This window comes from Maritalea porphyrae (assembly GCF_030159895.1).
Classification (GTDB): Bacteria; Pseudomonadota; Alphaproteobacteria; order Rhizobiales; family Devosiaceae; genus Maritalea; species Maritalea porphyrae.
In genome coordinates this window covers 288,916-302,320 of sequence record NZ_BSNI01000001.1, presented here as the reverse complement: position 1 = coordinate 302,320, position 13,405 = coordinate 288,916, and the positions used below count along the sequence as shown (strand labels likewise).

At 50.6% G+C, this 13,405-nt stretch carries 15 protein-coding genes; 10 read left to right on the top strand and 5 right to left on the bottom strand.

The features are described from left to right. Window positions 1-329 precede the first annotated feature (329 nt). Window positions 330-1,253, bottom strand: coding sequence for a DMT family transporter (locus QQL65_RS01530; protein ID WP_284361349.1), 924 nt, complete (start codon window positions 1,251-1,253; stop codon window positions 330-332). A 131-nt stretch (window positions 1,254-1,384) separates the two neighbouring features. On the opposite strand from QQL65_RS01530, the gene QQL65_RS01525 reads away from it, so the two are divergent. Then, window positions 1,385-1,729 (top strand): 5-carboxymethyl-2-hydroxymuconate Delta-isomerase, encoded by a 345-nt coding sequence (locus QQL65_RS01525; protein ID WP_284361346.1) that lies wholly within the window; start codon window positions 1,385-1,387, stop codon window positions 1,727-1,729. Between the two features lie 55 nt (window positions 1,730-1,784). Here QQL65_RS01525 and QQL65_RS01520 read toward each other — a convergent pair whose 3' ends face one another. Continuing rightward, entirely contained in the window at window positions 1,785-2,072 is a 288-nt protein-coding gene (locus tag QQL65_RS01520) for a hypothetical protein (RefSeq protein WP_284361344.1), read from the bottom strand. Window positions 2,073-2,249: 177 nt separating this feature from the next. On the opposite strand from QQL65_RS01520, the gene QQL65_RS01515 reads away from it, so the two are divergent. Both QQL65_RS01515 and QQL65_RS01510 read left to right on the top strand, forming a co-directional pair. Then, window positions 2,250-3,287: a DUF1176 domain-containing protein gene (locus QQL65_RS01515; protein WP_284361343.1), complete on the top strand. Its 1,038-nt coding sequence runs from the start codon at window positions 2,250-2,252 to the stop codon at window positions 3,285-3,287. A gap of 18 nt (window positions 3,288-3,305) precedes the next feature. Next, entirely contained in the window at window positions 3,306-4,160 is an 855-nt protein-coding gene (locus QQL65_RS01510) for a DMT family transporter (protein ID WP_284361342.1), read from the top strand. On the opposite strand, the gene QQL65_RS01505 is transcribed toward QQL65_RS01510, so the two are convergent. Continuing rightward, window positions 4,157-4,768: a hypothetical protein gene (locus QQL65_RS01505; RefSeq protein WP_284361340.1), complete on the bottom strand. Its 612-nt coding sequence runs from the start codon at window positions 4,766-4,768 to the stop codon at window positions 4,157-4,159. The two genes, QQL65_RS01510 and QQL65_RS01505, sit on opposite strands and share 4 nt — an antisense overlap. Before the next feature lie 171 nt (window positions 4,769-4,939). Here QQL65_RS01505 and QQL65_RS01500 point away from each other — a divergent pair, with 171 nt between their 5' ends. The 6 genes from QQL65_RS01500 to QQL65_RS01475 are packed head-to-tail and all read left to right on the top strand — an operon-like array spanning window position 4,940 to window position 9,885. Then, entirely contained in the window at window positions 4,940-5,914 is a 975-nt protein-coding gene (locus tag QQL65_RS01500; protein WP_284361336.1) for a calcium/sodium antiporter, read from the top strand. A gap of 8 nt (window positions 5,915-5,922) precedes the next feature. Then, a complete protein-coding gene (locus QQL65_RS01495) occupies window positions 5,923-6,681 on the top strand; it encodes an SDR family oxidoreductase (protein WP_284361334.1) in 759 nt (252 codons plus the stop codon). Further along, window positions 6,678-8,564 carry an excinuclease ABC subunit UvrC gene (gene uvrC / locus QQL65_RS01490; protein WP_284361331.1) on the top strand — a complete coding sequence of 629 codons (1,887 nt, stop codon included), beginning with the start codon at window positions 6,678-6,680 and terminating at the stop codon, window positions 8,562-8,564. The genes QQL65_RS01495 and uvrC overlap by 4 nt, the downstream gene beginning before the upstream one ends. Before the next feature lie 52 nt (window positions 8,565-8,616). Next, the gene (pgsA, locus tag QQL65_RS01485; RefSeq protein ID WP_284361329.1) at window positions 8,617-9,165 is read left to right on the top strand and encodes a CDP-diacylglycerol--glycerol-3-phosphate 3-phosphatidyltransferase; all 549 of its coding nucleotides are present in this window, start codon (window positions 8,617-8,619) and stop codon (window positions 9,163-9,165) included. Continuing rightward, window positions 9,162-9,413: a MoaD/ThiS family protein gene (locus QQL65_RS01480; RefSeq protein WP_284361326.1), complete on the top strand. Its 252-nt coding sequence runs from the start codon at window positions 9,162-9,164 to the stop codon at window positions 9,411-9,413. The genes pgsA and QQL65_RS01480 overlap by 4 nt, the downstream gene beginning before the upstream one ends. Further along, window positions 9,403-9,885: a molybdenum cofactor biosynthesis protein MoaE gene (locus tag QQL65_RS01475; RefSeq protein ID WP_284362057.1), complete on the top strand. Its 483-nt coding sequence runs from the start codon at window positions 9,403-9,405 to the stop codon at window positions 9,883-9,885. The genes QQL65_RS01480 and QQL65_RS01475 overlap by 11 nt, the downstream gene beginning before the upstream one ends. Before the next feature lie 33 nt (window positions 9,886-9,918). On the opposite strand, the gene QQL65_RS01470 is transcribed toward QQL65_RS01475, so the two are convergent. Beyond that, window positions 9,919-10,806, bottom strand: a complete 888-nt coding sequence (locus QQL65_RS01470; protein WP_284361325.1) for a branched-chain amino acid aminotransferase — start codon at window positions 10,804-10,806, stop codon at window positions 9,919-9,921. Window positions 10,807-10,937: 131 nt separating this feature from the next. Between QQL65_RS01470 and QQL65_RS01465 the strand changes: the two genes are divergently transcribed. After that, complete coding sequence (locus tag QQL65_RS01465) at window positions 10,938-11,471, top strand: MarR family winged helix-turn-helix transcriptional regulator (protein WP_284361323.1); 534 nt, start codon at window positions 10,938-10,940, stop codon at window positions 11,469-11,471. Here the strand turns inward: QQL65_RS01465 and QQL65_RS01460 are convergent. After that, window positions 11,468-13,273, bottom strand: a complete 1,806-nt coding sequence (locus QQL65_RS01460; protein ID WP_284362056.1) for a diguanylate cyclase domain-containing protein — start codon at window positions 13,271-13,273, stop codon at window positions 11,468-11,470. The genes QQL65_RS01465 and QQL65_RS01460 overlap by 4 nt on opposite strands. Between the last annotated feature and the right edge of the window lie 132 nt (window positions 13,274-13,405).

The following is a 13,405-nucleotide window of genomic DNA, read 5'->3' as shown; positions in this document are numbered from 1 at the left end:
TGCGTTCGCGCCCACCAAATGTTGCAAATGTAACTACATCACAATTGATTTATATCAATTCTCAGAATCGTATCTTCTGCGCATAGTAGTCTCAAGTTGAAGAGATTGATCGCAGTTGACCTACCGATTTCCTGACTGCGGTCCTTCAATCAGCACCACCTATGGGGTGCTGTGCAATAACCTTGGCGGGCGTGCAATCATCTCATGCCTCGCAAAGCCCGTCCAAGGTTTATTGCCAACAAGTGTTCGGACAGGTGTGGGCATGTTCTCGCGATCATCCCCTATCTGATCTCTCCGCGTATGTCGCGCCTGTCCGATCCTTCTTTCCCTTATCGAATAGGTACTTGTTTCAGCGCGCTGCGTTTTGCTTCGCGTTCCTTTTGGCGTTCGCGCCACCACACAAACAACCCAGCACCCACGGTAAGCGTGGCTCCAAAAAGACTAATCATATCAATCCAGTGACCAAAGAAGATCACCGTCATAATAATCGCAGCGGGCAAAATCAGGAAGTTAAACGGCTGCAGGGCGCTGGCTGGTGCTTCTCGATAAGCCATGGTGAAAAGCGTATGTGCAACGTTGGCGGTGACAATTACCAGCGCCATCAAAAGCCAGCCATTGAGAGTCATCGGCACCATATTGAATATGCCCACAGCCGTTGAAAGAACAACGCCGACCGCCGCCATGTAGACGACAGATGTCGTGGTGCTGTCGTGACGCGAAACAAGCCTAGTCAGCACAGTGTAAAGGGCAAATGTCGTAACCGCCCCTAACTGGAACCAAACCCCAATATTCACTTCTTGAAAGCCCGGGCGAATGATGATCATTGCGCCCAAAAAACCAACGCCAATCGCCGACCAGCGGAAAATACCCACTTTTTCACCCAACAATGGCACCGCAAATAGCGTCGTAACGATAGGGAACAGCATGAAAATCGCCTGCAAATCACTGAGTGGCATAAATTGCAGTGCAGCGCTAAAGCACCAAATGTCGAGCACCAGCAAAACGCCGCGGGATATCTGCAAAAAAGGCTTCTTAGTACGGAAAGCATTGCGAATTGGCCCTTCGCGCATCACCCAAACAAGAGTAAAAACCGCAACGCCCCAAAACCGGATCATCACCACCTGAGTTGGTGGATAATCAGTCACCAACATCTTCACCGCCACATCTTGAACGGCAAAAATCATGATGGAGATTAGCGTAAGGGCGATACCCTTTGAGATATTATTCCCAGAGTTGGGCGGCGTAATGGACATGATGGAACCTGAAGGAAAAGCCCAGTGGAGAACCCAAAAGGCAAAAACGATTGGCCTCAACCGTAGCATTCAAAAACCAACTTGCCTATAAGAATTCAATGCCACCTGCCACATCATAAAAGGCTACATTTATGCCCCATATTATTGTTGAATATGCCGCCCCGCTTGCAGACCAATATGACTTTGACGCCTTGTGCAAAGAACTGGTCGCCGCCGCAATGAGCACCAGCGCGTTTGAAACACCTGAAGACATCAAAGTGCGCATGTTGCCAGCAACTCATTGGTACCAAGAAGTCGAAAATGCAACATTCGCGCACCTCACTGTGCGTCTTCTGACAGGGCGCACATTGGCGCAAAAACAAGAAGTGACAAACGCAATATTGCGCGCAACATCAGCGCGACTAACGGATGTGGGCAGCATCAGCGTTGATATTAAAGAGATCGAGCGCGACACCTATGTCAAAAGGGTGATCTGATACAAAAACCCCGGCACGATGGTCGCGCCGGGGCAAACTTTTCGTATTCGCTAATCTATTCGTCCGCGTTGTTGGACATCATGTTTTTAACAACACCAGCAACTGCCGTCAGCACACCCCCGCCGACAAGTCCGGCAATGCCGTCACCAGCAAGACCCATTCCGGCAAGAGCATCAAGACCAGGCACAGCACCGGTTAGCGCAGCGCCGCCAAGACCGCCCACAGCACCGGCAATTGTATTGCCCATCGTGCCAAGATTTGCATTTTTCAAAGCTTGTGCCACGCCGTTACCGCCAATACCGCCAGCAACGACCTGAATGAGTAGTGGAAGAATTGCTTCCATGTTTCCCCTCCTAATTTTTGTTGGACGGATCCCTCAATCCGTCGCGCAAAGCTTAGCCCGCCCGCGCACAAAACTAAAGGCAATCAAGAAAATTGTCTGACAATATATTCATTCAACAGAATAGGTGTAATACTGCTCGAACTGCGCTAATCTGTTCGCAACAGGGAGAGATTTACCATGCGCTTTATCATGTGGCTTTTGTTAGCTTTTTTGACCGCAGCACCTGCAAACGCAGAAAATTTTGGCGAAAAACGTGAATATTTCAAAGATTGGCTCGCCGCATGTCGCCCCACAACCGGCTATTGTTCTGCAATTACCTATATTAACCCAAATCCAGGTAACGGCGCTGTAGCCGACCATTGGCTGCGCATTGGGCGACACAAAGATGGCGCCAAATGGGAAATCTCGTTCACCCCAATTACGGTCGCGCCAAATAACAGCACTACCTTTTATTATTGGATCGGTGAAGACAGCTTCTGGTTCACAAAAGGTAGCGGCGCTCTAGCCTATGGTGCCATCAACGATATTTTCTTGATCGGCGAAGATGCCACGAAAATGCTGACCGCCATGCTGGCTGGCAACAAAATGACATCCAGTTTTGACGATATGTCGGGCCAACGCATCGACATCGACTTCTCCCTCTCTGGTCTAACCGCATCCCTTTTGTGGATAGATGATCAACAAGGACGCGTAGGCGATCCGCGCATCGCCGGCGACTTACCCATCGGGCTGGACCTAGCGGAACCAAAGCTGCCCATCCCGACAGAATTGCCCGCCGAAATTTTGGAAAAGCATGCAGCGAACGAAAACTGCGAAGCCCTTTCTGAACTCGTGCACGGCAGCGACTGGCAAATACATCAGGTCAATAACACAACCCTGCTCTATATGATCCCCTGCACCGCCGGTGCCTACAATTTCCTATATGCCTTTTACACCCAGTCAACTGAGTACGATAGCATCTCCAAACTACTGTTTGCCGACTACTGGGATAGCGTTGGTTGGACTGGAACCGATTTACTGGTCAATCCACATTTCGATCCGGCGACCCGCACGCTCACAAGCTTCTACAAAGGTCGTGGCCTAGGGGATTGCGGCACATCAGGTGAATGGCAATGGCAAGAATATGGGTTCAAGATGCTCAAATTCTACGCTAAGTCTGAGTGCGGTGGATATGCCGACGACATGGATTTAGAGTTCCCTCAAATTTATCCCTAAGCTGAACCGAGCAACAAATTGATAAAGACCTTAGCCCTCACCGCTTTGGCGATGATCGCCTTTGCCGCCAATTCTGTATTCACGCGCATTGCGTTGGTGGAAACAGATATCGATCCGGTAATGTTCACCTGCATTCGGTTGCTCACGGGTGCGCTGATGCTGCTTGCCATTGTCGCCTTTCACCAAAAGTCTCTAGCCTACCCAAAAGGCAGCGGTTCATTTCACGGATCTTTCGCGCTATTCGGCTACGCAATTTTCTTCTCGTTTGCCTATCTCAGCTTGGGCGCCGGCTTGGGTGCCCTGATATTGTTCGCATCCGTTCAAATCACCATGATTGTGTGGGCAATATATAAAGGCGAACGCCCTGGCCCAATTGAGGTTTTTGGCATTTTGCTGGCTTTTGGCGCATTCATCTACTTGGTTTCACCCGGCCTAGTCGCACCTGACCCATTAGGCACCGCGCTCATGATCCTTTCCGGCATTAGTTGGGGTGTTTATTCTCTTCTCGGGCGCGGCTCAAAAAATCCACTGCAAGACACTATGGGCAACTTTGTCCGCTCAGCACCGCTGATTATTGGGGCAGCTATTGGCTTGGTTCTCGTCGCCGATATGTGGCCGATTGATCCGAAAGGCATTTTATTCGCCACTTTATCGGGCGCACTTGCTTCGGGCATCGGCTATGCAATTTGGTATGCCGTGCTGCCCAAACTGGCCCGCACCAGCGCAGGCGTTGTGCAACTCACTGTTCCAGCCATTGCAACAGCTGGCGGCATTTTGTTTTTGGGCGAACAATTAAGCCTTCGGTTTGTTGTTGCCAGTGTGCTGATATTAGCCGGTGTCGCAATCGCAACAATATTCAAACGCGCACGCTAGCTCACAAAACCACGCAGCAAAAATGCGATGGCGGCAATATAGGGCAACGCCAACAAAGTGGTGCCAATTCGCGGCCACCAATGGCCAAATCGACGCCATAAAATGGTGGCCATTATCAGCCCACCGATCACTTCAAATGCGCTGACCCAATTGCCCCAATATTGCGATTGCCAATAGGAAACTGGCGAGTGAAAACGTGCATCTGTAAGTGGCCAAAAATGCACATGCGCATCGTCTGCATGTACTGGAAAATCAAACAAAACATGCAACAAACATGCCGCAAAAAACAACGCACTCCCCAACCACAATGCCCTGTGTTTTTGCGCGCGCCGCACCAAAAACATAAACAAAAGCAATAGGGCAACATACAAGGGAATGGAGTTCGAAAGAGCGGAAAAGAACTGCCAAGGTTCTTGCCAATACATACCGTCTGGCTTGCGCCACAAATTGGTAATGGTTGAGCCCGGCATGCGACCAACAGCGGCCATAATAAATACGGATAAGTCTGGAACCACCCCGCCCGCAATAATCGCCAAATTCTGTTTGGTCGTGAACCGTTGCCGCGTCAAAGCCGTAGCCGCAACAAGTATGTGCGTGTTGGTCAGCATATATTGTCCCTATCTATCGAAAGCATAAGAGGAAATTTTTCACCTGACCAGCACATCACATTAGTTGTGATCTCTTTACATATTAAACCGAAACCCCATATCAGACACTCTTGTGTTTTGTGTCGATCTTTGCCACTACCTAGCGCACGCGTTTTATAGAAAAAGGTTCCAATGCCATATTTGCTGCTCATTTTGGGCCTCGCCACGTTGGTTGTAACAGGTGATTTGTTGGTTCGTGGCGCTGTTGGTCTTTCCAACCGCATGGGCATCCCCCCTTTGGTCATTGGACTAACCGTTGTTGCCTTCGGCACATCCGCACCAGAATTGGTGGTTTCGCTGTCAGCGGCCGCAGAAGGTGCACCCGGTCTTTCAATCGGCAATGTGGTCGGATCAAACATCACCAACATCTTGTTTGTGTTGGGTGTGCCTGCCCTATTCTTCTCGATTGATTGCAAGCAAACTGGCCTTCGGCGTTCAACGGCCTTTATGGTGTTTGTCAGCATATTGCTGATCTTCCTCAGCCTTGACCAAACCATCAGCTTCACTGATGGGCTTATCCTGATCATATTGCTTGCAGGCTATTTGGTTTATAACGGCGTCGAAGCCAATCGCATGCGCAAGAAAGGCCAAGCGATTGAAGAGATCGTTGAAGAGATTGACGATGCACCAGACGATACCCGCAAGATCACCATCTATTTGCTTATCGGCATTGTGGGGCTTCCACTTGGCGGCAAACTAACCACCGATAGCGCGCTCGACATCGCCAAGATCATGGGTGTCGCAGAAAGCGCTGTTGGCCTTTCCATCGTTGCCCTTGGCACATCACTCCCAGAATTCGCAGCCGGAATGGCCGCTGCTCTGCGCAGACAGTCCGCTGTTGCTATCGGCAACGCGGTCGGCTCCAACATCTTCAACATTCTCTCGATCATTGGTGTGACATCAATGATTATCCCGCTGCACGTGGATTCAAACTTCCTGCAGTTCGACTATTGGGTCATGCTGCTCATCTCAGTTGGCTTGTTGCCAATTGTGTTTATGCATCGCAGTATTGGTAAATTCGAAGGGCTGATCATGGCCGCGTTTTATGTGATCTATCTGTACTTCGTGTTTACAGTCGGACACAGCGTGGTTGAAGGGAGCATTTAGGCAAGGCAATGGCAAAAGGCGTTGCACTCATCACTGGCGCGGCAGATCGCATCGGCGCAGCAATGGCCAAGGCTTTGGCTGCAGATGGTTATCAAACCATCATCCACTTCAATTCATCTGGCGAAAAAGCGCAAAACCTTGCCTCCGAAATCATCAAGAACGGCGGCAGCGCAAGGGTTATTGGCGCAGACCTTTTGAACAGCGATGCGCGCAATAGTTTGATTTCAAATGCGACTGACTTGTTTGGCCCGCTCGATGTGTTGATCAACAATGCCTCGATTTTCCAGCCTGACAGCATTGACGCTTTGTCAGCAGAGCTTTGGCAAAAGCATTTTTCCATCCACGCTGAAACGCCCGTATTTTTGGCCAGTGCATTCGCACAGCAATTGCCAAAGGATAAAACCGGCAATGTGATCAATATGATTGATCAGCGCGTGTGGGCACTCAAGCCGACTTTCTTTTCTTACACCTTATCCAAATCTGCTTTATGGACCGCCACGCAAACCATGGCGCAATCTCTAGCGCCACATATTCGCGTCAATGCAATTGGCCCCGGTCCGACCATTAAAAACATCCACCAAAACCAAGAAGATTTTGAAAAAGAGATCGAGGCGCTGCCGCTCAAGCTCGGTCCGCAACTCGACGAGATTTGCAATGCTGTCCGTTTCATTCTCAATGCATCATCAATGACCGGGCAAATGGTGGCACTTGATGGCGGCGAGCACTTGAAGTGGACGCACAAAGGTGAAAACATCGCCCCTAAATGAGCGACGCAAACACCTCCCCCGGCCCGGACATAATCAAAAAGTTTGTTAAGACCCTGCCATCTGGTCCGGGCGTTTATCGCATGTTCGATGAACAGGGCAATGTGATCTATGTGGGCAAAGCGCGAAACCTCAAAGCGCGGGTAACAAACTACACACGCTATGAGGGCAATTCGGTGCGGATCGGGCGGATGATTTCCTCCACGCGCACCATGGAGTTTGTCACCACAAACACCGAATCTGAAGCCTTGTTGCTCGAGGCGAACATGATCAAGCGGCTCAAGCCGCGATACAATGTTCTGCTGCGCGACGACAAAAGTTTCCCCTACATTTTGCTCGCAACAGAACATGATGCGCCAGAGCTGACAAAGCACCGTGGCGTCCGGCGCAAAAAGGGTCATTATTTCGGCCCCTTTGCCTCGGCCACAGCGGTAAATCGCACAATTGCCGCTTTGCAAAAAGCGTTTCTGCTGCGCAATTGCACGGATAGCTATTATGAGGGACGCACCCGCCCCTGCTTACAACATCAAATCAAACGCTGCGCTGCGCCTTGCACCGGCGAGATTTCGATCAAGGACTATCAGGGTCTGGCGGACGATGCGGTTAAGTTCTTGTCGGGCAAATCCAAGTCGGTGCAGGCTGATCTATCAAAGGAAATGCAAACAGCGTCTGAAGAACTAGACTTTGAACGCGCTGCACTGTTGCGCGACCGAATTGCCGCTCTGTCCCTAATCCAAGGCCAAGGCGATATGAGCGCACAAACCGTGTCGGACGCGGACATATTTGCCATTCACCAAGAAGCGGGCAAATTCTGCATCCAGGTGTTCTTTTTCCGCGCCCACCAAAACTGGGGCAACCGCGCGTACTACCCACGTGCCGACAAAAGCTTTGATGAAAAGGAAGTACTCACCGCCTTCATCGCGCAGTTCTATGAATCGCGCACGCCACCAAAACTCGTATTGCTGTCACACCCCGCCGACGAGCCAAAACTGTTGGCGGAAGCACTCGCCATTCGTGCCGACCGCAAGGTTGAAGTCTTGGTGCCGCAAAGGGGCGAAAAACGTTCACTCGTAGAACATGCGCTCAACAATGCCCGCCAAGCACTTGGCCGACAATTGTCAGAGAGCGCATCGCAAATCCAATTGCTCGAAGGCATGGCGAAAACCTTTGATTTAGACGCACCACCGCGCCGCATTGAAACCTACGACAACTCGCACATCCAAGGCACGAACGCGGTTGGCGCAATGGTTGTAGCGGGCCGCGACGGCTTGTCGAAAAAGCACTACCGAACCTTCAACATCAAATCCACTGACATCACCCCCGGCGATGATTTTGGCATGATGCGTGAAGTTCTCACGCGCCGCTTCACCCGGTTGGTCAATGAATATCAACCTGCGGATGAAAGCGCGGACGCGGACAAAGATGCCATGCCCGATTGGCCGGACGTGCTGCTGATCGATGGCGGCAAGGGCCAAATGAGCGCGGTGCGCGAAACATTAAAGCAATTCGATCTGCCACAAAAAGTCACGCTAATCGGCATCGCCAAAGGCGAAGAACGCAATGCAGGGCGCGAAACCTTTATTCTTGAAGGCCGCGAGCCCTTTATGCTGCCGGCACGCGATCCTGTGCTCTACTATGTGCAGCGCTTGCGGGACGAGGCACACCGATTTGCCATTGGCACCCATCGCGCAAAGCGCTCCAAACAGATCGTGAAAAATCCACTCGACGAAATCGAAGGCATTGGCCCAACCCGCAAGAAAGCATTGCTGACCCATTTCGGCTCAGCCAAGGCAGTGAGCGGCGCAACGCTGAAAGATCTGCAATCGATTCCCGGCATTTCAAAACAAATGGCGCAAAACATCTACGATCACTTCAATCGCTCTTGACCTTGATGCCCGCATCAGATTGCTTGGGAACGAAAATATTGGGGGAAGCCAAGTGAATTTGCCAAACATACTCACCATGTCGCGCATCGCGGTTATACCGGTCATCGTCACCCTGGTTATGATGAATAACATCACCGCCCAATGGATTGCATTTGTCCTGTATGTGCTTGCCGCCCTAACCGATTTTCTTGATGGCTATCTTGCGCGCAAAATGAATGTTGTTTCTCCGCTTGGCCGGATGCTCGACCCTATTGCTGATAAGCTAATTGTCGGCGCTCTGTTGATCACCTTCGCCTATGAGGGCAGTTTTTCCGCATCCCTCACCTTTGCTGCAGTGTTTATCATGATGCGCGAAATTGCTGTATCAGGTCTGCGCGAGTTCTTAGGGCCGCTCAACATCGTCATCCCCGTGTCCGGCATTGCCAAATATAAAACCACATCGCAATTGATTGCACTTGGTCTTGTGATGGCTGTGCCGATTGTACCCGGGCTAAACTTGGCCGCGACAGCAACCCTTTGGCTTGCCACCGGTTTGACGCTATATACAGGCTACGAGTATTTCGTTGGCGCATGGCCACATCTAACAAAAGAAGAAGCATGAAAATTCTCTATTTCGCATGGTTGCGCGAGCGCATGAACAAGGGCAGCGAAGATGTTTCGCCACCTACTGATGTTGCGACAATTGATCAGCTCATTGATTGGAAATCGGCCTCGGACGAGAGCTTTGCGCTCGCTTTTCAAGACCGTGAGATTATTCGCGCTTCAATTGATGATGAGTTGGTTGAATCTGACGCCAAAATTGAAGGCGCGCGTGAAATCGCATTCTTCCCGCCAATGACTGGCGGCTAATATGTGGGTCCGTATCCAACAAGAACCGTTTGATCCCGGCGCTGAGAGCAACGCGTTTTTCTTAACGGATGGTGCAGCGGGCGCCACGGTTACATTCACCGGACTAGTACGCTCAACGCCCGACAATCCAATTGATGCCCTGATCCTTGAGCACCACCCGACCATGGCCAAAAAACAAATTGAGCGCTTTGCCAATGAAGCGATGGAAAAATTTGAACTGGTCGACATAGCCGTGATTCACCGATTTGGCGAAATGAAAGTGGGCGAAGTTATTGTTCAGGTGATGGCCGCATCGCCGCATCGCCAAGCAGCATTTGACGGTGCAAACTATGTGATGGACTGGCTCAAAACCGACGCACCTTTTTGGAAACAAGAAGTGACATCTGACGGGGCAAAATGGGTGCAACATCGCAAGAGCGATGATCAAGCGCGCGAAAAATGGCAAACAAAAACGCCGCCTAAACAAAGCTAGACGGCGTTTCAGAATTCTCAAACGTGGCGTGCCTTACTCAGCAGCAGCTTTCTTTGGCTGCACTTCGGCTTGATATGCTTCCATCATTGCGCTGCAAATCTCACGCCCAGGGAACACAACGCCCTCAATTTCAGCAACCGGTACGACCTCAGCCGCAGAACCAGTGAGGAAACACTCGTCAAATTCTGACATTTCCTCAGGCATAATCACGCGCTCAGTCACTTTGATTCCAGCATCACGTGCAAGGCCAATCACCGTACGGCGAGTAATACCGTCCAAGAAACAGTCTGGCGTTGGTGTGTGGATTTCGCCGTCTTTAACAAAGAACACGTTCGCGCCAGTGGCTTCCGCAATCTGTCCACGATAATCAAGCATCATCGCGTCAGCAAATCCACGTGCTTCCGCTGCGTGCTTTGACAAGGTGCAAATCATGTAAAGGCCAGCAGCTTTAGACGCAAACGGCGCAGATGTTGGCGCAGGGCGACGCCACTCAGACAACGCCAACCGCGTACCCTTAAGCTTGTCCTCAAGCAAGAAGCTTGGCCATTCCCAAGCCGCAATGGCCAAGTGAACAGGGTTGTTGTGCGCCCCAAGACCGAGTTCAGCTGAACCGCGAAACGCAACTGGACGCATATAAGCGTCGACCAAGTTGTTTTTAACAAGAACATCACGACAAGCCTGATCAATTTCATCCGCGCTATATGGCACTTCAAAATCCAACAGCTCCGCTGATTTGCGCAAGCGCTCGGAGTGCTCATGCAACTTGTAAATCTCGCCATTATAGGCGCGCTGACCTTCAAATACGCTCGATGCATAATGCAGAGCGTGGGTGAGCACATGTACCTTAGTGTCTTTCCAAGGTATCATTTCACCATCAAACCAAATCCAACCGTCTCGTTGGTCCAAAGGCACGCCGGCCATGTCTATTCTCCCTTAAATCAGCGCGTCCCAAACGCGCCAAATAAACTGCTTTTCCCCAATAAACACCTACGCCCTTGGCAAATCAACTCAAGCTTGTGATAAGTAAAGGAAAAGCGATGATGAAGGGCAGCATGCCAGCCACAAAAATAAATGTCAATAAGACTGACATAAATTTATCGGTCGTCAACGAGCCTGCCGAATCCAGCGCGGAAATGCCCTTGGATTTGATGGGCTTATTGTTCTTCGCCTACCGTGATTTTGTGCGTGATGCCGACGCTCTCCTGTCCAAACAAGGCTTTGGCCGCGCACATCACCGTGTTTTGTATTTTGTCAATTTACGCCCGGGCATGACGGTCGCTGATTTGCTCGACATCCTCAAAATCACAAAACAAAGCCTTGCACGCGTTCTGCGCCAACTTGTGGATAGCGGCTATATTGAACAACGCCCAGGCCCTGTTGATCGGCGCCAGCGCTTGCTGTTCCCAACGATTACAGGCGCTGAGTTTTTTGAAACGCTTTCAACTTCTCAAGCCCAACGGATTGCCCGCGCGCTTGAGCCCATGCCAAAGGAAACGCGTGCGTTGGTCACTCAGTTTCTTGCATCAATGATTGACCCAGAAGACCAAGCAACGCTTGAAAATCTCAATTTGGTTGAACACGACTAGCTTGCGTCACGCATGGGCTGGTGCTGCCCTGTCGCAAAGTCGTAAACCCTGTAGGTACCGCGCCCTGCCTGCTTTGCCGCATAAAGCGCAATGTCCGACTGGGTAAGCAAATCGTGTCGCGAAATCTGGCCATCTACCGAATAAGCGACACCAATGCTTGCGCGACAGATACACATATTGCCTTTGAATTGCATGGTGCGATCTAGTTCGTCACACAGTCGACGTGCAGTGCGATTGATCTGCGAAACATGGGTATTTTCACTTCCAATCATAATGAACTCGTCACCGCCCATCCGCGCAACGAAATCGTGCTCGCCCGCAATTCTTTTTATCGTCGTAGCAGCCCACAACAACACATCGTCACCCACATCGTGGCCGTAAGTGTCGTTGATCATTTTGAATTTGTCCAAATCGATTGTGTAAAGCGCAATTGGCTTTTTTTCCAACTGCGAAACGATCAATCTGTCTGTAAACTCTCGTTCAAAATATCGTCGATTTGGAACGCCAGTCATCACGTCGTGCAATGATTCATGTGCAAGCCGCTTTTCAAGCATCCGAAACTCGGTCACATCTTCATGTGTTCCAATCCACCCGCCCTCAGGCGTTGGAGAATGAACCGACTTGATAAACCGACCAGAACCCAATTCTGTTTCCGCAAAATGCTCTTCGCCGCGAGAAACGCGTGCCAATATAGTGTTTTGCAAGTCTACCGGATCGCCATCAAAGTCGCCGTTATTACGCTGCAACTCCAGCAGAGACGTAAATGATACGCCTTTTTCGACATCCGTCTCATTCATGCCAAAACACTTCAGATATTTGTCGTTCCACAGCACCAATCTGTGATTTTTGTCAAAAACAGATACACCTTGGTTCATGTTGGTTAGCGTGGTGTCCAACACCTTTTTACGTGCTTCTAGGTTTTCCTGACTGGTTTCAAAGTTCGCAATAGCAAGCGCGATCAAAAAGCTCGGAAACGTACAGAACAAAGCCAACGTTTGCTGCTGGAAAACAGCATCGCGCAACACCAGTTCAGCGGCCAAACTGGGCCAAAAGCCCATAACAACTGCTGCCGATGTGCCGAGTGAAAGCACCGAACTCGCCATAGCCACTTCAAACACTCGCCCCTTTAATGCCAACCACAATGTTGGGAAAACCAACACGATTGCGGGTGGCAAATGCAGGGCCAACAGAACTAAAAATCCAAATGCAAAACTTGCAACCAGAAGGCAACATTCAATGATGACTGGACGGGACAATAGAACAGACAGCTTCTGCAGCGCCGCGCTGCGGCGATATGCAAAAACGGGCAAATAGACGATCATTGAACTCACAATGTCGCCGGCCCACCAATGCGTGAACGTGTCAGTGAACGGCGCACCGAACACAGTTGTAACTGTTGCAGCCCCCATAGCGGCTGCGGGGATGGCCGCGAGCGCGACAATGGCTAGCAGCAACAAGCCGCGCTGTGGTGTGGTTGTTCCGTTGTTTTGAAAACCGGCAAATTGAAATCCGATATATACCGCTAGGATCTCAAATGAATTGGCTAGTGGAAAGCCCACCGCCAGTTGCCAATTGTCGCCATAAACAAACTGCGTCGACACATTCGCGGCAAAGGCGGACAATAGCAATATTGGAAACTCGCGACGTCCAAAAGAAAGCGCCATTGCGACCAACACGGCGTTGGCCGGCCAAAAAACGGCGACATCGTGCGAAACGCGAGCCAAAAATACACTTGCGACTGCTAGGCCAAAATAGACAACAAACCCCAGAGAGAAGATACTCGCAACATTCGAAATACGCACAGTCACAGCAACAAAGAACCTTTCTCCATGGTCCCAAAACAAACGCGCGCCAACGCGTCTCACGCGCGAAACATATGCAAAATGACTGGAAGAATGGTTAACCAGAGACAAAAATAATACAAACAATGTCGT